We start from the raw sequence: 18,889 nt of genomic DNA, 5'->3' as shown, positions 1-18,889 counted from the left end.
CATCACCTAGAACTTGTAGGTGATGCCCAGTGCACCACCCACTTGTAATTCAACACCTTTATACATGTCGAGCTCAGGGTGAACTTGAGCGTACGCATTCCAACCTTCGTAGAAATTCACTTTAACACCTAAAGGCAAACGTAAGCCAAAATCATCATTCCACTCAGCCCAAGCACCGGCGCCGACATACCAACTTAAAGGCGCTTCAGTTTCAAACTGACCGCGCTTAAAAATATAATCGAATGCTGCACCATCATTACCGACTGTGGCGCGATACTTCTGATCAAACTCAACCACAACACTTAGATCTTGGTCGACAGCCAAGCCAACTTCTAAGTTAGGAGCTTCAGAAGCATGAGCTAGTGAGGCTCCACTACAACACATAAGGCCAACTAGGTAACGATGTTTCATAATATTCTCAGACTGTTTTAAAAACGATAGGTTACTTAAATCATAAGTGATGTTGTCATCATTAAGTAAAAGATAAATGATACCCAAAATAGACAATTGAACATCAGCACATCGAGATGAACGATAAATGATTGAGTTAAAAAGAGTAAATGTAAGGAGGTCTTTCATATTACAGAAAACAAAAAAGGAGGCCTTTCGGCCTCCTTTCAATTTATTGAATCAGTGAATTAACCGTTGTTACGAATCCACTCATCCATGTCTGTTTTAAGGTTGTCAGACTTAGTACCGAAGATAGCTTGTACGCCACCAGCAACTACTACAACACCAGCTGCGCCTAGTTTCTTCAGTTTGTCTTGGTCAACAGCTTCTGTATCAGCTACTGCAACACGTAGACGAGTAATACAAGCGTCAAGACCAGTGATGTTCGCTTTGCCACCGAATGCAGCAACTAGCTCACCAGCAAGTTCAGAACCTGTAGCAACTACTTCTTCTTCCGATTCGTCTTCACGGCCCGGAGTTTTAAGGTCAAGTGCTTTAATCACAGTGCGGAATACGATGTAGTAAATTGCAGCGTAAGCAACACCACATACAACCATTAGACCCATCTTAGACGCATTGCCAGATAGAACTAGGAAGTCGATTAGACCGTGTGAGAAAGATGTACCGTGTACAAAACCTAGAGTGTTCGCAAGAACGTATGCTGAACCAGCTAATAGAGCGTGGATTGCGTACAGTACAGGAGCAACGAATAGGAATGAGAATTCGATTGGTTCAGTGATACCCGTTAGGAATGAAGTCAACGCAGCAGAAGCCATGATGCCCATTACTTTAGCGCGGTTTTCAGGTTTAGCTGAATGTGCAATCGCGATTGCAGCAGCAGGTAGACCGAACATCTTGAACATGTAACCACCAGCTAGCTGACCGAAGCCATTGCCCGCTGCACGAGATGCGTCATCAGCAACTAGGTAACAAGTAAGAACACCGTTTTGAGTTTCGCCAGCAGCGTTTACACAAGTACCAGCTTCGAAGAAGAACGGTACGTTCCAAACGTGGTGAAGACCAAATGGAATCAGAGAACGCTCAACGATACCGTAGATACCAAACGCCACTTGTGGGTTTTGGTGAGCAGCCCAATCAGAGAACGCAGAGATAGCGCCGCCAACTGGTGGCCATACTACAGATAGTAGGATTGCTAGACCAATCGCAGAGAAACCTGTGATGATTGGCACAGCACGCTTACCAGCGAAGAAGCCAAGGTACTCTGGTAGTTGAATACGGAAGAAACGGTTGAATGCCCAAGCAGCAACACCACCGACTAGGATACCACCTAGTACACCAGTGTCGATTTTATCAACGCCCATTACACCAGCCATTACGCCTAGTGTAGCAGTCATGATGCCGTAACCAACGATAGCAGCTAGACCAGCTACACCGTCGTTATTAGTAAAGCCAAGTGCTACGCCTACTGCGAACAGTAGTGCCATTTGACCGAATACTGAACCACCCGCTTGTTCCATTAAGTTTGAAACGATTTCTGGAATGAAAGGAAGGTCTGCTGCACCGACACCTAGCAAAATACCCGCAACTGGTAAAACTGATACTGGTAGCATCAGAGACTTACCAACTTTCTGCAGGCTAGCAAAAAGGTTCTTAAACATGTTTATGCTCCTGATAAAGATAAAATAATTATATGGGTCCTAACGGCACACCCCCGTAGCCTATATGTTAGCACCCAGTGAAAATGTAACCATGTATTGCATTATATTTTCTGCCGCTAAATATATATTGATGGGGAACTAACTTTCTAGTCACTTACGAAATTTAGTTTCAAAACACGTCTTGGATCACATGTCAAATATAGAAATGCAATGCTTTACAACTCGCTAACCAACTGAAAAACAAACAAATTATAATCACCCTCTATTATTTTACTGAGTAAATAAAATAGAGGGTAATGTTATTTTTAGTAACAAAATTACAAATGTTGTAATTCACACTCTCAAGTTCAACATATTCCGTAAACATCAAAAAAAAACGCATTTTTGGTGATCAAAAACACAAAAAGGGAGCTTTCGCTCCCTTTTGTATGTTTAGTTAGATTTCTATCGCAAAAAAAGTTTTTGGTAATTTTTGGTCGTTTGTTCAGCAACCTCTTTCATTGATACCCCTTTTAACTGGGCGATATAAGCCGCAACTTCGACTACATATGCAGGCTGATTCTCTTTGCCTCGATATGGAATCGGTGCTAAATATGGAGAATCTGTCTCGATCAATAGCCTATCGAGAGGAAGCTTCCTAACAACTTCTTTGAGTTCTGTAGCTTGTTTGAAGGTCACAATACCTGAAATTGAGATATAAAAACCTAATTCCATTGCCGCTTCAGCGAACGCTTGATCTTCAGTAAAGCAGTGAATCACACCACCACACTTCTCTGCTCCACCATCGCGTAAAATAGCCAATGTGTCTTCACGTGCGTTACGCGTGTGGATGATCAAAGGTTTATTAAGCTCAACAGCCAACTCAACGTGCTGCTTGAACCTGAGCTGTTGTAGCTCTGCAGTCTCTGGTTGGTAATGATAATCTAGGCCAGTTTCACCAATCGCCACCACTTTAGGGTTGCTCGCGTACTCACGCATTCTGTCTAAACAGAAGTCGCTCTCTACGTCGAGAGGGTGAACGCCACAAGACGCTTTAACGTTATCAAACGGCGAGATCATCTCGAGCATATTTTCAAACGAATTCAGTGTCACACCAACAGACAACAGCTGGTCTACGTTTGCTGCCTTCGCTTTGTTCACAACGTCTTCTACGCTTGTGTGTAAATCTTGATAATCCAGTTTGTCTAAATGACAGTGGGAATCTACGAACATGTTTCCTCGCAAGTGGCTATCAGCCAATTCATTATGAGTAGCTCCGTATTGAGCCCAGGGTGTTGCTTTAACTGCTCAATCAATGTGAGCAGCTTATTCGATGCTGCGTAAGCACTTTGATAAGACATAACCTCAACCAGTGCTTTCGCGCTAGGAGTGATAGCCTGATTCGACAAGCCAAAATGCAGCTTCTGTACGTCAGACAATAAGTGCCATAGCCAACCCAATTGAATCAAAGGGTCTTTGCTAAGCTCTGTCGAGAATTTTAGCATGTCAGGTTGAGTGCCCTTGATGACATTAACAAAGCCATCGAGCGCTTTGGTCGAAGCCTCTACTCCACCCTGCTCGAACATAGCCTTCGCTTTTAAAGGCGCGTTGTCATTAAGCGCTAAAATATATTGTGGGACAGCCTTACCAACTTCACCATCTAACCAAGCAGACCCCACCTCCAACTGTGGGCTTACCACATTAAATTGTTGGCAACGGCTAATGATAGTCGGCATCAAACGGTTACTGTTACGAGTAGAAAGAATGAAGATGCACTTACTTGATGGCTCTTCCAGAGTTTTCAGTAGTGCGTTGGAAGCCGATTCGTTCATTGCTTCAGCAGGGTTAAGCAAGATAACGCGCAAACCACCTAACTGAGAAGACTCTTGAGCCCAGCGGTTACTGGCACGCACTTGATCAACCGTGATCGACTTACCTTCTTTCTCTGGTGAAATCACATGAAAATCAGGATGACTGCCCGACTTCATTAATTCACAGCTGTGGCAAAACCCGCACGACTCGCTTTCATAGTTCGTACACATCAATGCGTCGGTAAGTTGGCTAATCAACGCATCAACGCCAAGCCCTTCCGGCGCATTAACAATCACAGAGTTAGGAAAACGCTCCGCATCGAGACTTTTTTTCCACTCACTCCATACCGGTGTGAGCCAAGAATACACTTCAGCCATGACTACCTACTGTTTATCGAGCCAAGCAGTTAGCGCGACTTTAATATCAGCGGCTACTTGCTCAATTTCTTGCTGCGCGTTAATCACAAGTACAGAATCATCTTGTTCTGCAATTTCTAGATAGCGCTCACGCGTACGGTCAAAAAACGAGATATCCATCTTTTCAATTCTATCTAGCTCACCACGACCTCTAGCACGCTCTAGCCCTACTCTAGGGTCTAGGTCCAAATATAGCGTTAGATCGGGTTTAAAGCCGCCTAGCGTGGTTGCTTTCAGTGATTCCATAGTAGTGCGTGCGATCTGGCGACCACCACCTTGGTATGCCTGTGAAGACATATCATGACGATCACCCAATACCCATTGACCACTGTCTAGTGCAGGCTTGATAACGTTTTCTACTAATTGAACACGTGCTGCGTACATCAGCAGCAACTCAGTCATGTCTTGAAGCTTCTCACCTTCGTGCTCTTCTTTAACCAATGAACGCATCTTTTCAGCTAAGACAGTACCACCCGGCTCGCGAGTATTAACAATATCTTCAACACCCGATGCTTTTAATGTCTCAACGATGGCATTGATCGCTGTACTTTTGCCAGCGCCTTCAAGGCCTTCAACCACGATAAATTTCGACTGATTCATAATTCTTTCTTTATTTGTTTTTTCTTAATTGCTTTAAATAAGCTCGTACTGCACGGTTATGCTCAGTCAAACTCTTTGAAAATACGTGACCACCCGTTCCACTCGCAACAAAATACAGGTAGTTGCTCTTCTCTGGATTCAGAGCCGCGTTGATCGACGCTTTACCCGCCATTGCAATCGGCGTCGGTGGTAAACCACTCATTGTATAGGTGTTGTACGGCGTTGGTGTGCGTAGATCTTTCTTACGAATATTGCCTTTGTAGCTATCGCCCATACCATAGATAACCGTTGGGTCAGTTTGCAGACGCATACGCTTGTTCAAGCGGTTAACGAACACAGAAGACACACGTTCACGCTCTGACGCTACTGCAGTCTCTTTCTCGATGATAGACGCAAGAATTAGCGCTTCATATGGCGATTTAAGAGGCAGTTTATCGGCTCTATTTTCCCACTCATCATTGACCACGTTCATCAGATCTCGGTGGGCACGTTTCAACAAATCTAAATCGGTTGTGCCGTAGGTATAGTGGTATGTTTCAGCTAAGAAAAGACCTTCTAGCTTTTCATTTTCGATACCAAGCTTTTGTGCGATCTCTTTTTCAGAGACATCATTCAACGTCTGCTGAATGAATTCGTTCTCTTTTAGCTGAACAAGCCACTCGTCAAAACGACTGCCTTCTACGAAGGTAATGGTAAATTGGTGCTCCTTCCCTTCTACAAGCACTTGTAGCGCCTGCTCTAGGGTTAAACCGGGTTCAAGCAGGAATGTACCCGCTTTTACGTCTACAAGCTCAGGATGTAACTTACGGATTAATTTCTCGTAAGGAGAAGCCTCAAAAAGCCCCTCGTTAATCAACTGTGCTAGAACACGGTTAAAGCTGCTACCTGAAGCAACGGTAACCACCTGCGGTTTTTCTAATTGAATAACTTGTTTCAGGTTATCTTGCGCTTGGTTGTAAACATAAAAACCAGCAACAGCGGCTGCGATTAAGCACAAGGTAATAAAAATAAATAACTTTTTGATCACGAGTTTAGTTGTCCTTGAAGGCTACGAGTAACGGTTCCAATGTTGAATTGGGAGTCACTAATACGGGTAACGGGGGCAACCCCTAAGATGGAGTTGGTCATGAAAATCTCATCAGCTTGCATGAGTTGAGATAAGCAGTAATCACCAATTGTAACGGAAAATTCAGCTTGATTCAGCGCGGTTAACACTTGCTTACGCATAACCCCCGCGACACCACTTTGAGTGAGCTGAGGTGTGTATATCGCCTGATCTTTGCGCCAAAACAGGTTAGCCATGGTGGTTTCAATCACATTGCCCGAAATATCAAGCACCACACCATCGACTTCATTGGCCAGGTCCATTTCATCTTTCATCAAGATTTGCTCAAGGCGATTGTTGTGCTTATGCCCTGCAAGCAATGGGCTCAAACCTAAAGCTTGTTGGCAGACACCGAGTTCTACACCAGAATCTTGCCACGCAAAATAATGACTAGGGAAATCAAATGTACTGATAGTGATCGTGGGGTTAGCGATATTCTTGGTGCTATAACCTCTGCCACCAGAACCGCGACTAACATGCAGCTTTATTCCAGCTTTTTCATTATGAGGCTTGTTTGTCTCATGGCGGTTCTCTGTTTCATGAAACGCATTGTTTTGGATGTATTGAAGTGCAATATCGAGCCAAGCATTAACCACATCCCAATCAAGTTCAGAAATGCGTAACGCTTTAAGGCATTGGTCGACACGACATTGATGATCGTGAAAGTGTTGAATCTGACCACCTTGAACAAGCATGGTGGTAAAACAACCATCCCCGTACTGAAACGAACGATCCAAGATATCGACAGTTTGCTGGCTTTCTCCATCAACCCAAAACATGTTTTTCCCCATAAAAAGAAACGGCTCAATGCTAAAGCATCGAGCCGTTTAAAAACAGTTCTAATTATGACTATCTACGATGTTTGGCTCTTATATAAGATGATTAAATCTTTTTGAAGATCAAACAGCCGTTAGTACCACCGAAACCGAATGAGTTACATGCAGCATATTCCATACCGCTAACTTTACGCGCGGTGTGAGGTACTAAGTCAATATCTAAGCCTTCTTCAGGATCATCTAAATTGATTGTTGGTGGAACAATTTGATCAATTAGAGACATCGCTGTGATGATAGCTTCAGCAGAACCCGCAGCACCTAGAAGGTGGCCTGTCATTGACTTAGTAGAAGAAACCAAGACTTGCTTGCTGCCTGCTTCGCCAAGAGCACGCTTGATGCCCTTCACTTCCGCTACGTCACCTGCAGGAGTCGAAGTACCGTGTGCGTTAACATAACCGATTTGCTCACCAGTAATGCCAGCATCACGCATAGCCGCTTCCATTGCTAGTGCGCCACCAGAGCCATCTTCACTTGGAGATGTCATGTGGTAAGCGTCACCAGACATACCGAAGCCAACAAGCTCACAGTAAATCTTAGCGCCACGAGCTTTCGCATGTTCGTACTCTTCAAGAACCATCATGCCTGCACCGTCACCAAGAACGAAGCCGTCACGACCTTTGTCCCATGGACGAGAAGCTTTTTGAGGCTCGTCGTTACGAGTAGACAGTGCTTTAGCCGCACCAAAACCGCCCATACCTAGTGGTGTCGATGCTTTTTCAGCACCACCCGCTAGCATTGCGTCAGCATCGCCGTATGCAATCATACGAGCCGCGTGACCAATGTTATGTAGGCCAGTTGTACATGCAGTAGAGATCGCGATGTTTGGACCGCGTAAACCACGCATGATAGACATGTGACCCGCAATCATATTCACGATCGTCGACGGAACGAAGAACGGACTGATTTTACGAGGGCCTTTTTCAGTTAGAGCTTGGTGACCTGCTTCGATCAAACCAAGACCACCAATACCAGAACCGATAGCAACGCCAACACGAGGGGCGTTTTCTTCAGTAATAGTTAGGGCTGAATCATCTAAAGCTTGAATACCTGCTGCGACGCCGTACTGGATGAACAAGTCCATCTTACGAGCATCTTTTTTAGTCATATACTCTTCGCAGTTAAAGTCTTTAACTAGACCTGCAAAACGAGTTGAGAAATTGGTTGCATCAAAATGATCGATATTAACGATACCACTTTGACCAGCTAGCAGGGCTTTCCAAGAAGATTCTACAGTGTTGCCTACCGGCGACAACATACCCATGCCAGTGACAACTACACGACGCTTGGACACGATATTACACTCCGGGGATTGAGGTGATTTAAGATGAGGATAGATGAGTTAGATAAAACACAGGCGGTCGAGGTGACCGCCTGGGAGAGATTATTACTGAGCGCTAGTTACGTAATCGATAGCAGCTTGAACAGTAGTAATTTTCTCAGCTTCGTCATCTGGAATCTCAGTGTCGAATTCTTCTTCTAGAGCCATTACTAGCTCAACTGTGTCTAGAGAATCTGCACCTAGGTCATCAACGAAAGAAGCTTCGTTTTTAACTTCAGCTTCGTCTACACCTAGCTGTTCAACAATGATTTTCTTTACGCGTTCTTCGAGGTTGCTCATTTTTTCTTTTCCTTTACAGAGTTCGCTTTATGCGATGTTTTCCGTAGTTTATTCAATCTATTGAAAGTTGCAAGGTCAACTTTTCTGGTCAAACCACAATTTTCACGATTTTAACCGAAATTACGTATGATCTTGACTTAAATCATGCACAAATGTTGCACATAATTTACACCATGTACATACCGCCATTGACATGAAGTGTTTCACCTGTGATATAAGCTGCCGCAGGTGACGCCAAAAATACCACAGCTTCAGCGATTTCGCGAGGATCACCTAGTCGACCTGCTGGTACATTCGCCAAAGTTACTGCACGTTGGTCATCATTTAGCGCTTTAGTCATGTCAGTTTCGATGAAACCAGGTGCTACAGTGTTCACTGTAATACCACGAGACGCAACTTCACGAGCCATTGATTTAGTAAAACCAATTACGCCTGCTTTAGCAGCAGCGTAGTTAGCTTGACCAGCGTTACCCATAGTACCGACTACAGAACCAACGTTTACGATACGTCCTTGACGCTTCTTCATCATGCCACGCAATACAGCTTTAGACATGCGGAAGATAGGCGTTAGGTTAGTATCGATAATGTCATTCCATTCATCGTCTTTCATACGCATAAGTAGGTTATCACGAGTGATACCTGCGTTGTTAACCAGAATGTCAATCGCACCGAATTCATCGTTGATGGTTTTCAGTGTAGCTGCAATTGAGTCAACATCCGTTACATTAAGAGCAAGACCTTTACCGTTCTCACCTAGGTACTGACTGATTGCAGCAGCGCCGCCTTCAGACGTAGCAGTACCGATAACTTTAGCACCACGCTCAACTAAAAGTTCAGCGATTGCACGACCAATACCACGGCTTGCGCCTGTAACGAGTGCAACTTTGCCTTCTAAATTCATCATAACTTCTCTATTAAGTGTTTATTTACTTAGCAGCTTCTAGTGATGCAGTGTCATTAACCGCAGCAGCTGTCATAGTTTTTACGATTCGTTTTGTTAGACCGGTAAGAACTTTACCTGGGCCTAATTCTAGTAGCTTCTCTACGCCTTGCTCATTCATCGCTTGTACACCTTCAGTCCAACGAACTGGGCTGTACAGCTGGCGAACAAGTGCGCTTTTGATTTTTTCCGGGTCTGTTTCAGCAATAACATCAACGTTATTGATAACAGGCAGTGCCGGCGTGTTGAACTCTAGAGCTTCTAGAGCAACCGCTAGCTTGTCTGCTGCTGGCTTCATAAGAGCACAGTGAGACGGCACAGATACTGGTAAAGGAAGAGCACGTTTAGCGCCCGCTTCTTTACAAAGTGCACCAGCACGCTCTACTGCCGCTTTGTTACCCGCGATAACAACTTGACCAGGTGAATTGAAGTTAACTGGAGAAACAACTTCGTCTTGTGCCGCTTCTTCACACGCTTTAGCAATCGCCTCATCATCTAGACCGATGATTGCGTACATTGCACCAACGCCCGCAGGAACCGCTTCTTGCATCAGTTGACCACGTAGCTCAACTAGCTTGATCGCTTCTTTAAAGTCGATAACACCCGCACATACTAGTGCAGAGTATTCGCCTAGGCTGTGGCCTGCTAGGTTTGCAGGCTGCTCTAAGCCAAGCTCTTGCCATACACGCCAGATTGCAACAGACGCTGTTAATAGAGCTGGTTGAGTACGGAAAGTTTCATTTAGATTTTCTACTGGACCATCTTGAACCAATGCCCATAGATCGTAACCAAGTGCTTCTGAAGCTTCAGCAAATGTCTTTTTAACAACATCATACTGTTCGCCTAGGTCAGCAAGCATACCGATAGCTTGAGAGCCTTGGCCTGGGAATACGATAGCAAACTTGCTCATTGTAATTATCCTTTAAGCAAAGCAAAAAATTGAATAAGGCACATAAGTTATGTGCCTTGTTTGTTGATTATCGCTTAGGGTTAGAATTTAACTAACGCAGAACCCCAAGTGAAGCCGCCGCCAAATGCCTCAAGTAGAAGCGTCTGACCACGTTTAATTCGCCCGTCGCGAACAGCCTCATCAAGGGCTGTTGGTACGGTAGCTGCCGACGTATTGCCGTGCTTATCAAGGGTAATCACCACTTGATCAAGTGACATAGTCAGCTTTTTAGCCGTTGCCGAGATAATACGGTAGTTGGCTTGGTGTGGAACTAACCAATCAAGCTCTGACTTATCCATATTATTCGCCGCTAATGTGTCTTTAACCAGCTTAGAAAGCTGAGTTACCGCCACTTTGAATACTTCGTTGCCCGCCATGTGCAGCCATTTGTCTGCATCACCACCGCGCTCTGGTACTTCTAGGCTTAGAAGCTCACCGTATTTACCATCAGAGTAAATATGGGTAGACAAAATACCTGGCTCTTCGCTTGCGCCTACAACCACCGCGCCTGCTGCATCACCAAATAGGATGATAGTAGAGCGGTCAGTCGGATCACAGGTTTTTGACAGCGCATCCGCACCAATTACCAAAACATTTTTACACATGCCAGTCTTGATATGCTGGTCAGCAACAGACAGTGCATAAACAAAACCAGAACACGCTGCAGCCAAATCAAACGCAGGGCAGCCTTTAATACCAAGCTTACCTTGTACCTGACATGCCGAAGACGGGAATGTGTGGCTACTGCTGGTTGTCGCAACGATGATTAAATCAATATCTTCTTTGTCGATACCTGCCATTTCAATGGCATTCTCAGCAGCGTAAAACGCCATATCAGCAACGGTTTCGTTGTCCGCTGAAATACGACGCTCTTTAATACCTGTTCTAGCTACGATCCACTCATCGCTAGTCTCTACCATTTTCTCTAAGTCTGCGTTGGTACGCACCTGAGATGGCAAGTAGCTGCCAGTACCTAAAATTTTGCTATACATGAAGACTAATAGTGCCTCTCGAGTAAAACCGCTTCCAAACGATCGCTAATGCGACTGGGGACTTGTCGTTTGACCTCGTGTACTGCCTCACCAATCGCGTTGACGACTGCAGACACATCAGCACTTCCATGGCTTTTAATGACAATGCCGCGCAATCCTAACAAACTTGCGCCGTTATACTGGTCGGGGTTCAAGGTTTTTAATTCAGTAAATAGCTCAGAAAACAACATTCTGGCAATCCAACCCTTTATTGTTGAAGCCATCATGCGCGTTTTTAGCTTATCAATAAAGAGCTGAGCCGTACCTTCGCACGTTTTTAAGCAGACATTGCCCACAAAACCATCACATACGACGACATCAGCAGCATCTTGAAGTAATTGATTACCTTCAATATAGCCTATGAAGTTCACAGACTGAGTATTCGACAACATTTCAGCGCATCGTTTCACAAGGTCATTGCCTTTAATTTCTTCAGCGCCGATATTCAAGATAGCGACACGAGGCGCGCGGCCTAAATGTTGTTCCGCTAATGCACTGCCCATTACGGCAAACTGAAACAGTGAATCCGCGTCACTAGAAACGTTCGCTCCTAAATCAAGCATCCATGTACGGTTGCCAGAAGCGGTAGGCAAAGCTGAAACCAATGCAGGCCTATCAATACCAGGAAGAAGTTTAAGTCGGAAACGAGATAACGCCATCAGGGCGCCAGTATTACCACCACTTACACAAGCATCAGCTTGTGACTCGGCAACCAAATCGATAGCAGCACGCATAGAGCTACCCTGGCTATTACGTAGGGCCAATGAAGGTTTTTCAGAATTGGAAATAACTCGATCACAATGCTGGATACTCAAACGAGAATCAGGCATTCGACCTAATGAAGATAATTGAGATGTGATCGCGTTTCGATCACCTATTAGAATGACTTTTAGCTCTGGGAAATACGACAGTGCCTGCACGGCGGCAGGCACTGTAACACGAGGACCGAAGTCCCCGCCCATTGCATCAAGCGCAACGGTTAGATTTTGCAAAGGTCAACCTTACTTGTTGATAACCTTTTTGCCGCGGTAAAAACCTTCGGCAGTCACGTTGTGACGTAGGTGAGTTTCACCTGAAGTTGCGTCTACAGAAAGTGCAGCTGTAGTTAGCGCATCGTGTGAACGACGCATGCCACGCATTGAACGTGATTTCTTGCTCTTTTGTACGGCCATTGACCCTACTCCTATGTAAATTCTTAAAGATAATTACTAATAAGTTACTTCTTTAAGTTTTTTAAAACATCAAATGGATTCGGCTTTTTATCTTCCTCAATTTCTTCAGGAAGTTCACCAAACACCAAGTTATTTGAGTTAACGCTACATTTCGCATCGTCGTGCATTGCTATTTGTGGCAATCCAAGGATGAACTCGTCTTCAACTAATTGAATCAGGTCTAACTCACCGTACTCGTTCAGATCTACCAAATCATACTCTTCCGGTGCTTCCTCTTCACTTTTCTCGCTGTAAACAGGAGTATAAGTAAATTGGACATCGCACTCATGTGCGAAAACCTCATTACAACGTTGACACTCTAAATCGACTTCGACGTTAGCTTTACCAGAGATAACGACTAATCGTTGTTCATCAAGCCCAAATGACATTGAGACTTGCGCGTCACGTTTTACGCCTTCAGTTGCTTCGGTTAAACGCTTTAAAAGACTGACTTGAATGATACCATTCACATCGAGTCGTTTTTGAGCCGTTCTTGCCGGATCAACTGTACGCGGTATTTTTTCCTTTTGCATAGGGCGCGAATCTTATCTTCCAAATCATGTTTAGTCAAAGGAAATGGCAAAAAAAATGTACTTTCCTACCTTTCCTGTTCAGAGCATTATGAATAGCAGGATAAGTTACGTTATCCTAAACTAAATGCTTACACGAATTGTAAATTAAAATGAGAAATTACCAACTAGTTTTAGCTTCTACATCTCCATTTAGGCAAGAGATCCTTAAAAAACTACAGTTAAACTTTGTCACAGCTAAGCCTGATTGCGATGAAACGCCGTTTCCAGAAGAAACACCCCAAACGTTAGTGATGCGCCTTGCTGAAGCAAAAGCCAAATCTTGTGCTGTTGAACAACCAAGTCTAGTCATTGGCTCAGATCAAGTGTGTGTGATCAATGGAGAAATCATTGGTAAACCACACTCTCGTGAAAAAGCGATTGAGCAGTTGTCTCGTCAAAGTGGTAAGAGCATCACTTTCTATACTGGTCTTTCTGTTTGGAACAGTGAGACCAACAAAGCTGACACGCGTCTCGACACCTTCATCGTGCATTTCCGAGATTTAACCGAACAGCAGATCATTTCTTACGTTGAGAAAGAAGAGCCTTATTACTGCGCGGGCAGTTTTATGTGTGAAGGGTTAGGTATTGCGTTATTTAAACAGATGGAAGGCAAAGATCCGAACACCCTAATCGGTCTACCACTGATCGATTTAGTCGATATGTTAGGTGCCCAAGGGATGAGTGTGCTTTAACAGATACTGTCTCTTTGCTAGAGATTCCCTACTCCTTCCTTCGTCAGTCTAGGAAATGACGGAAACTAATAATAATTACAGTCCTGAGGGCTTCTAGTTATTTAGTCATTGGTAATTCAATGTGTCGTCATCCTCAAGAGCGACAAACGAGCGGATTGGGGATCTCTTGCAACAAGCACAAACAAAAAAGGTTGACGATATTCGTCAGCCTTTTCCATTTGATGCATCTGATACTCAATTCACGAAAAATCTCGTATCTCGTATCTCGTATCTCGTATCTTCTTAAAGCTTACGTAAACCAGTTAAGGCTTTCTCTAGCCTTTTTTCCATTGGCGCCGAGATATCCATCTTCTCTTCACTACCCGGGTGGGTAAATTTGATGTTAGCTGCATGTAAGAACAGACGATTAAGGCCAACTTTACCTGTGTAAGCATCAAAACGACGATCACCATAGCGATCATCCCAAGCGATTGGGTGACCAGTATACTGAGCGTGCACACGGATTTGGTGTGTACGGCCTGTAATTGGGCTAGCTTGAACTAACGTCGCCTCTTGGAATTTTTCCAAAACCTTAAAACGAGTTTCAGAAGCCTTACCATTCGGGTTAACGCGAACAATGCTGTTTACTTCATTTTTCAATAAAGGGGCATTAACCACTTTACAGCTGTTTTTCCATTCGCCCATCACTAAAGCGAAGTAGTATTTTTGAACCGTTTTTTCACGGAACTGTGCTTGAAGGTGTCTTAGCGCCGAGCGCTTCTTAGCAACAAGCAAAATGCCAGACGTATCTCTATCAATACGGTGCACTAACTCAAGAAAACGAGCATCAGGGCGAAGAGCACGCAATGCTTCAATCGCGCCAAACTTCAAGCCGCTGCCACCATGAACCGCAGTACCTGATGGTTTATTGAGAATCAGCATGTGATCATCTTCATAGATGACGCACTGTTCCAATTCCGAAACCTTATTGAGTTTCGTGCTTGGTACGTTCTCTTCCGTTTTCTCTTCAATCGTTACTGGTGGGATACGAACTAAGTCGCCAGCTTTTAGTTTGTATTCAGCCTTAATGCGTTTCTTGTTAACACGGACTTCGCCTTTACGCACGATTCGGTAAATCATGCTTTTCGGGATGTTTTTTAATTGGTTGCGTAAGAAGTTATCAATACGCTGACCAGCCATATCTTCGTCTATGTCGACAAATTGGACTTGGGTTCTAATTTCGCTCATTGGTTTATTGTATCACTGTCACTTTTGATAATTGAGATTTTCTTAGCCCTAATCTGAACTTATTTATCTATAATCCCTGCGGCTGCCCCCTAAAAGGTCATTGAAGTTCTATATTTCTTTGATTCTTCGAACAAAAAAGCACCAAGCTTCCTGCAAATTAGAATATCAATTGATAAATTATTTATAGACAGTGAGTTAGAGCTATCAAAACCCCAACAAAAACTGTTTTTTTTACCGCATTACGACAAAGCAGATTGCTGTGTTTACCGACCACTGCTATAGTTCACAGCTGCTATCAATGGATTGACTGATATTTAAACAGCTAACCATTCATAAGCAAGTAAATGAGTAGATGACTCAGATTAGACAGTGCTGCAATCGGCGTAAGACACGGTCAACTGAGTTCCTTATCGCTCTACTCACGTACACTCATGTTGAGTATTCACCGCCACATCGCGGATCATAGGCTAACTCCCTATGATGACTGACGTGCCCCAGAGCATCCCTCTCCAGCCGGGAGGCTGCACCGATAAAGCCATGGGATCTGGCACCATGAGAAACGAACTAAAGCGATAAAACCAATGATGAAAATAAGAAAAGACAATGAGAATTTCTAAATGAAAAGAATGTTAATTAACGCAACTCAAAAAGAAGAGTTGCGTGTCGCTTTGGTTGATGGCCAGCGACTGTTCGATCTAGATATCGAAAGTCCAGGTCACGAGTCAAAGAAAGCGAATATCTACAAAGGACGTATTACCCGTATTGAACCAAGCCTAGAAGCGGCATTTGTTGATTACGGCGCAGAACGTCACGGTTTCCTCCCTCTTAAAGAAATTGCCCGCGAATACTTCCCTGAAGGTTATACATACCAAGGCCGTCCTAGCATTAAAGAAGTGCTAAGAGAAGGACAAGAAGTAATCGTACAAGTTGAGAAAGAAGAACGTGGTAGCAAAGGCGCTGCACTGACAACTTTCATCTCTTTGGCAGGTAGTTACTTAGTTCTTATGCCTAATAACCCTCGTGCTGGCGGTATTTCTCGTCGTATCGAAGGTGATGAACGCACTCAACTGAAAGCAGCATTAAGCACTCTTGAGCTTCCTCAAGGCATGGGCTTAATCGTGCGCACAGCAGGTGTTGGCAAAAGTGCAGAAGAGCTAGAGTGGGACTTGAACGTTCTATTGAATCACTGGGGCGCTATCAAGCAAGCTTCTGATTCAAATGCCGCTCCTTTCCTTATTCACCAAGAGAGTAACGTTATCGTTCGTGCGATTCGTGACTATCTACGTCGTGATATTGGCGAGATTCTAATCGACAGCAATACTATTTTTGAACGTGCACAAGCGCACATTCAATTAATACGCCCAGATTTCATGAATCGCGTTAAGAAATACGATGGTGAAGTACCACTATTCAGCCATTACCAGATTGAAAGCCAGATCGAATCTGCTTTCCAACGTGAAGTTCGCCTTCCATCTGGTGGTTCTATCGTAATCGACCCAACAGAAGCTCTGACTTCTATCGATATCAACTCTGCTCGTGCAACAAAGGGCGGAGATATCGAAGAAACAGCACTTAACACTAACCTAGAAGCAGCCGATGAAATTGCACGTCAATTACGTCTACGTGACTTAGGTGGTCTTGTTGTTATCGACTTTATCGATATGACTCCGGTTCGCCACCAACGCGAAGTAGAAAGCCGTCTACGTGATGCCGTTCGTTTAGATCGTGCACGTGTTCAGATTGGTCGTATTTCTCGCTTTGGTCTCCTAGAGATGTCTCGTCAACGTTTGAGCCCATCACTAGCAGAAGCAAGCCACCACATTTGTCCTCGTTGTACAGGTACTGGTGTTGTTCGTGATAACGAATCACTAGCACTATCTGTTCTACGTCTAATCGAAGAAGAAGCTCTAAAAGACAACACTGCGCAAGTTCTTGCTGTTGTGCCTGTTCCAATCGCTTCTTACCTATTGAACGAGAAACGTCGCTCAGTAAACCACATCGAGAAGAACCAAGAAGTTAAGATCACTGTCGTTCCTAACTCTGACATGGAAACACCGCACTTTGAGGTTATCCGTGTTCGTGAAGGTGAAGAGTTCGACCTACTGTCTTACTTACTGCCTACCAAGCTAGAAGCTCTAAAAGAAGCAGAAAGCAAAGAGCCTGCAGAACAGACTATTCGTCCTAAAAAGATCGAAGAGCCAGCTCTGAAAGGCTTCGCAGCTCCTGCTCAATCAGCACCGACTCCAGCTCCAGCACCTAAAGCTGTAGAAGAGAAAAAAGCGGAATCAGCAGCGACTCAAGAAGCTGGTTTAGTTGGTCGTTTCTTCAAAGCTATCGGTAGCTTCTTATTTGGCTCTTCAACTCAAGAAGAGAAAAAAGAAGAAGAGAAGCAAGAAGAGAAACCTAAGAACAATCGCAACAACGGCAACCGTCAACGCCGTGATCGTAACGATAACCGTCGTCGTAACCAACGTGGTGACCGTGGTGAACGTAGCGAGCGTGGTGACAACCGTAACGAAAACCGCGACAACAAACGTCGTCGTAAGCCAGCTCGTGATGAGAAGCCTGAAGAGCAGAAAGAAGCAGCTCCACAGCAAAATCGTCAACATCGCAAGCCTAAGCAAGATCGTCGCAACAAGCCACGTGATGAGCAGAAGCAACGCGAAGAGCAAGCTCCTTCTAAACTAGCAGAGGAAGGTCTACAGCTGGCAGCAGAAGCTCAAGCTGATAAACCAGAAGCGCCTAAAGCTAAGCCTGAAGCGAAAGCAGCTAAGATTAAAGAGCGTCGCCAACGTCGTAAACTGAACAAGCAGGTTCGTGTTAAAGACCAACAAGCTCAAGCTGAAGACAACGCGTCAAAAGAACAAGCTGTTGCAAAGGAGCTACCTGTTTCAAAAGAACAGTCTGTCGCTCAAGAGCAAAAAGTTGCGGAACAAGTAGAAGCAACTCAAGCAAATGCTGAGCAAACTGAACAGGAAGAGCCGAAGCAACGTCGTAACCGCCGTTCTCCACGTCACCTACGTGCAAGTGGTCAACGTCGTCGTCGCGGTCGTGATCGTCGCCCTAACCCATTCCGCCTACGTAAAGGTGGTGTAGCTTCTCCAGAGATGGCTATGGGTAAAGTGATGCCTCGCTTCATTCCAAAACCTCACCATAATCAGGCAAAACCTGAAGTGGCTGAAGTTCAAGTAGTAGTTGAAACTCAAGTTGCTGTACAAGAGCAAAACGTAGCTCAAGAGACGGCACCACAAAGTAACACAGCTATGGCTGGCGGCTTTGCATGTCCTGAACTTGCGATGGGTAAAGTCATTATCCGCCGTGAAGAAGCTGAAACTATCGTTGAAACTCAGGTAACTGAAGCTCCTGCGGTAGTTGAAACTACGAAAGTTGAAACTGCGAAAGTTGAAACTCCAGTGATTGCTGAAACTGCGAAAGTTGAATCGCCTGTTGTAGCAGAAGCAGTGCAAGTAGAAGCAACACCAGTTGTTGAAGCTGAAGCACCTAAAGCTGAAAGTGTAAAAGTAGAAGAAGCTCCTGTGGTAAAAGCAGAAGCTCCTAAAGCGGCACCAAAGGCAGCTGTTGCTAAAAAACAAGCAGGTTCACCAATGACTAAAGCTCCTGGTCCTCAAGAGATCAAAGAGATTCAAGTTGTTGCGGCTCCATTCCGTACTGAGCGTTTTGTATCGAAAGGTGCAGGTAGCCAAGCAGCGTCAAATAAAGCCGGCGCAGGCATGACTAAACCTCAATACTAATGAGCTTCGCAGAGTAATCTGCAGAGAACTATCTAAGGGCGACTTATGAATAAGTCGCCCTTTTTTTTGGTTCATCGCGG

Annotated in this window: 18 protein-coding genes; 2 read left to right on the top strand and 16 right to left on the bottom strand. The window is 44.5% G+C overall.

Features of this window, described 5'->3' with window-relative positions; translation table 11 throughout:
- Positions 1-6: 6 nt before the first annotated feature.
- The 15 genes from AB4407_RS08335 to yceD all read right to left on the bottom strand — a co-directional run bounded on the left by AB4407_RS08335 (position 7) and on the right by yceD (position 13,099).
- On the bottom strand, positions 7-411 hold the full coding sequence (locus AB4407_RS08335) for a hypothetical protein (protein ID WP_372120198.1): 405 nt from the start codon (positions 409-411) through the stop codon (positions 7-9).
- A gap of 227 nt (positions 412-638) precedes the next feature.
- Complete coding sequence (gene ptsG, locus AB4407_RS08330) at positions 639-2,069, bottom strand: PTS glucose transporter subunit IIBC (RefSeq protein ID WP_372120196.1); 1,431 nt, start codon at positions 2,067-2,069, stop codon at positions 639-641.
- A gap of 444 nt (positions 2,070-2,513) precedes the next feature.
- Complete coding sequence (locus AB4407_RS08325) at positions 2,514-3,281, bottom strand: TatD family hydrolase (protein WP_372120194.1); 768 nt, start codon at positions 3,279-3,281, stop codon at positions 2,514-2,516.
- The gene (locus AB4407_RS08320) at positions 3,272-4,237 is read right to left on the bottom strand and encodes a DNA polymerase III subunit delta' (RefSeq protein ID WP_048659710.1); all 966 of its coding nucleotides are present in this window, start codon (positions 4,235-4,237) and stop codon (positions 3,272-3,274) included. Before AB4407_RS08320 ends, AB4407_RS08325 begins: the two co-directional genes overlap by 10 nt.
- 6 nt (positions 4,238-4,243) lie before the next feature.
- Positions 4,244-4,876, bottom strand: a complete 633-nt coding sequence (gene tmk, locus AB4407_RS08315; protein ID WP_048610583.1) for a dTMP kinase — start codon at positions 4,874-4,876, stop codon at positions 4,244-4,246.
- A gap of 10 nt (positions 4,877-4,886) precedes the next feature.
- Positions 4,887-5,903 carry an endolytic transglycosylase MltG gene (gene mltG, locus AB4407_RS08310; protein ID WP_372120191.1) on the bottom strand — a complete coding sequence of 339 codons (1,017 nt, stop codon included), beginning with the start codon at positions 5,901-5,903 and terminating at the stop codon, positions 4,887-4,889.
- Positions 5,900-6,760 (bottom strand): aminodeoxychorismate lyase, encoded by an 861-nt coding sequence (gene pabC, locus AB4407_RS08305; RefSeq protein WP_372120189.1) that lies wholly within the window; start codon positions 6,758-6,760, stop codon positions 5,900-5,902. Before pabC ends, mltG begins: the two co-directional genes overlap by 4 nt.
- A 103-nt stretch (positions 6,761-6,863) precedes the next feature.
- Positions 6,864-8,108, bottom strand: a complete 1,245-nt coding sequence (fabF, locus tag AB4407_RS08300; protein WP_060467361.1) for a beta-ketoacyl-ACP synthase II — start codon at positions 8,106-8,108, stop codon at positions 6,864-6,866.
- 93 nt (positions 8,109-8,201) lie between these two features.
- Entirely contained in the window at positions 8,202-8,435 is a 234-nt protein-coding gene (gene acpP, locus AB4407_RS08295) for an acyl carrier protein (protein ID WP_012603569.1), read from the bottom strand.
- A 166-nt stretch (positions 8,436-8,601) separates the two neighbouring features.
- A complete protein-coding gene (fabG, locus tag AB4407_RS08290; protein ID WP_372120252.1) occupies positions 8,602-9,336 on the bottom strand; it encodes a 3-oxoacyl-ACP reductase FabG in 735 nt (244 codons plus the stop codon).
- A gap of 25 nt (positions 9,337-9,361) precedes the next feature.
- Positions 9,362-10,285, bottom strand: a complete 924-nt coding sequence (gene fabD / locus AB4407_RS08285; protein ID WP_371694418.1) for an ACP S-malonyltransferase — start codon at positions 10,283-10,285, stop codon at positions 9,362-9,364.
- Positions 10,286-10,365: 80 nt separating this feature from the next.
- The gene (locus AB4407_RS08280; protein WP_372120187.1) at positions 10,366-11,316 is read right to left on the bottom strand and encodes a beta-ketoacyl-ACP synthase III; all 951 of its coding nucleotides are present in this window, start codon (positions 11,314-11,316) and stop codon (positions 10,366-10,368) included.
- 5 nt (positions 11,317-11,321) lie between these two features.
- A complete protein-coding gene (gene plsX / locus AB4407_RS08275) occupies positions 11,322-12,347 on the bottom strand; it encodes a phosphate acyltransferase PlsX (RefSeq protein WP_017062152.1) in 1,026 nt (341 codons plus the stop codon).
- Between the two features lie 9 nt (positions 12,348-12,356).
- Complete coding sequence (gene rpmF / locus AB4407_RS08270) at positions 12,357-12,527, bottom strand: 50S ribosomal protein L32 (RefSeq protein WP_004737376.1); 171 nt, start codon at positions 12,525-12,527, stop codon at positions 12,357-12,359.
- A 44-nt stretch (positions 12,528-12,571) separates the two neighbouring features.
- Positions 12,572-13,099 (bottom strand): 23S rRNA accumulation protein YceD, encoded by a 528-nt coding sequence (gene yceD, locus AB4407_RS08265; RefSeq protein WP_102507158.1) that lies wholly within the window; start codon positions 13,097-13,099, stop codon positions 12,572-12,574.
- 149 nt (positions 13,100-13,248) lie between these two features.
- On the opposite strand from yceD, the gene AB4407_RS08260 reads away from it, so the two are divergent.
- Positions 13,249-13,830, top strand: a complete 582-nt coding sequence (locus AB4407_RS08260) for a nucleoside triphosphate pyrophosphatase (RefSeq protein WP_372120185.1) — start codon at positions 13,249-13,251, stop codon at positions 13,828-13,830.
- Positions 13,831-14,112: 282 nt separating this feature from the next.
- Here AB4407_RS08260 and rluC read toward each other — a convergent pair whose 3' ends face one another.
- Complete coding sequence (gene rluC / locus AB4407_RS08255) at positions 14,113-15,057, bottom strand: 23S rRNA pseudouridine(955/2504/2580) synthase RluC (RefSeq protein ID WP_372120183.1); 945 nt, start codon at positions 15,055-15,057, stop codon at positions 14,113-14,115.
- Between the two features lie 617 nt (positions 15,058-15,674).
- Here rluC and rne point away from each other — a divergent pair.
- Positions 15,675-18,809, top strand: a complete 3,135-nt coding sequence (rne, locus tag AB4407_RS08250) for a ribonuclease E (protein WP_372120181.1) — start codon at positions 15,675-15,677, stop codon at positions 18,807-18,809.
- Positions 18,810-18,889 lie beyond the last annotated feature (80 nt).

It is taken from the genome of Vibrio sp. 10N.261.46.E11 (assembly GCF_041472735.1).
Classification (GTDB): Bacteria; Pseudomonadota; Gammaproteobacteria; order Enterobacterales; family Vibrionaceae; genus Vibrio.
This window is presented reverse-complemented; position numbering and strand designations above follow the sequence as displayed.

Excerpts from the sequence above, each read along its gene's own strand:
- AB4407_RS08335 (WP_372120198.1), bottom strand. The coding sequence starts at position 411 with ATGAAACATCGTTACCTAGTTGGCCTTATGTGTTGTAGTGGAGCCTCA.
- ptsG (WP_372120196.1), bottom strand. The coding sequence starts at position 2,069 with ATGTTTAAGAACCTTTTTGCTAGCCTGCAGAAAGTTGGTAAGTCTCTG.
- AB4407_RS08325 (WP_372120194.1), bottom strand. The coding sequence starts at position 3,281 with ATGTTCGTAGATTCCCACTGTCATTTAGACAAACTGGATTATCAAGAT.
- AB4407_RS08320 (WP_048659710.1), bottom strand. The coding sequence starts at position 4,237 with ATGGCTGAAGTGTATTCTTGGCTCACACCGGTATGGAGTGAGTGGAAA.
- tmk (WP_048610583.1), bottom strand. The coding sequence starts at position 4,876 with ATGAATCAGTCGAAATTTATCGTGGTTGAAGGCCTTGAAGGCGCTGGC.
- pabC (WP_372120189.1), bottom strand. The coding sequence starts at position 6,760 with ATGTTTTGGGTTGATGGAGAAAGCCAGCAAACTGTCGATATCTTGGAT.
- acpP (WP_012603569.1), bottom strand. The coding sequence starts at position 8,435 with ATGAGCAACCTCGAAGAACGCGTAAAGAAAATCATTGTTGAACAGCTA.
- fabG (WP_372120252.1), bottom strand. The coding sequence starts at position 9,336 with ATGAATTTAGAAGGCAAAGTTGCACTCGTTACAGGCGCAAGCCGTGGT.
- fabD (WP_371694418.1), bottom strand. The coding sequence starts at position 10,285 with ATGAGCAAGTTTGCTATCGTATTCCCAGGCCAAGGCTCTCAAGCTATC.
- AB4407_RS08280 (WP_372120187.1), bottom strand. The coding sequence starts at position 11,316 with ATGTATAGCAAAATTTTAGGTACTGGCAGCTACTTGCCATCTCAGGTG.
- rpmF (WP_004737376.1), bottom strand. The coding sequence starts at position 12,527 with ATGGCCGTACAAAAGAGCAAGAAATCACGTTCAATGCGTGGCATGCGT.
- yceD (WP_102507158.1), bottom strand. The coding sequence starts at position 13,099 with ATGCAAAAGGAAAAAATACCGCGTACAGTTGATCCGGCAAGAACGGCT.
- AB4407_RS08260 (WP_372120185.1), top strand. The coding sequence starts at position 13,249 with ATGAGAAATTACCAACTAGTTTTAGCTTCTACATCTCCATTTAGGCAA.
- rluC (WP_372120183.1), bottom strand. The coding sequence starts at position 15,057 with ATGAGCGAAATTAGAACCCAAGTCCAATTTGTCGACATAGACGAAGAT.
- rne (WP_372120181.1), top strand. The coding sequence starts at position 15,675 with ATGAAAAGAATGTTAATTAACGCAACTCAAAAAGAAGAGTTGCGTGTC.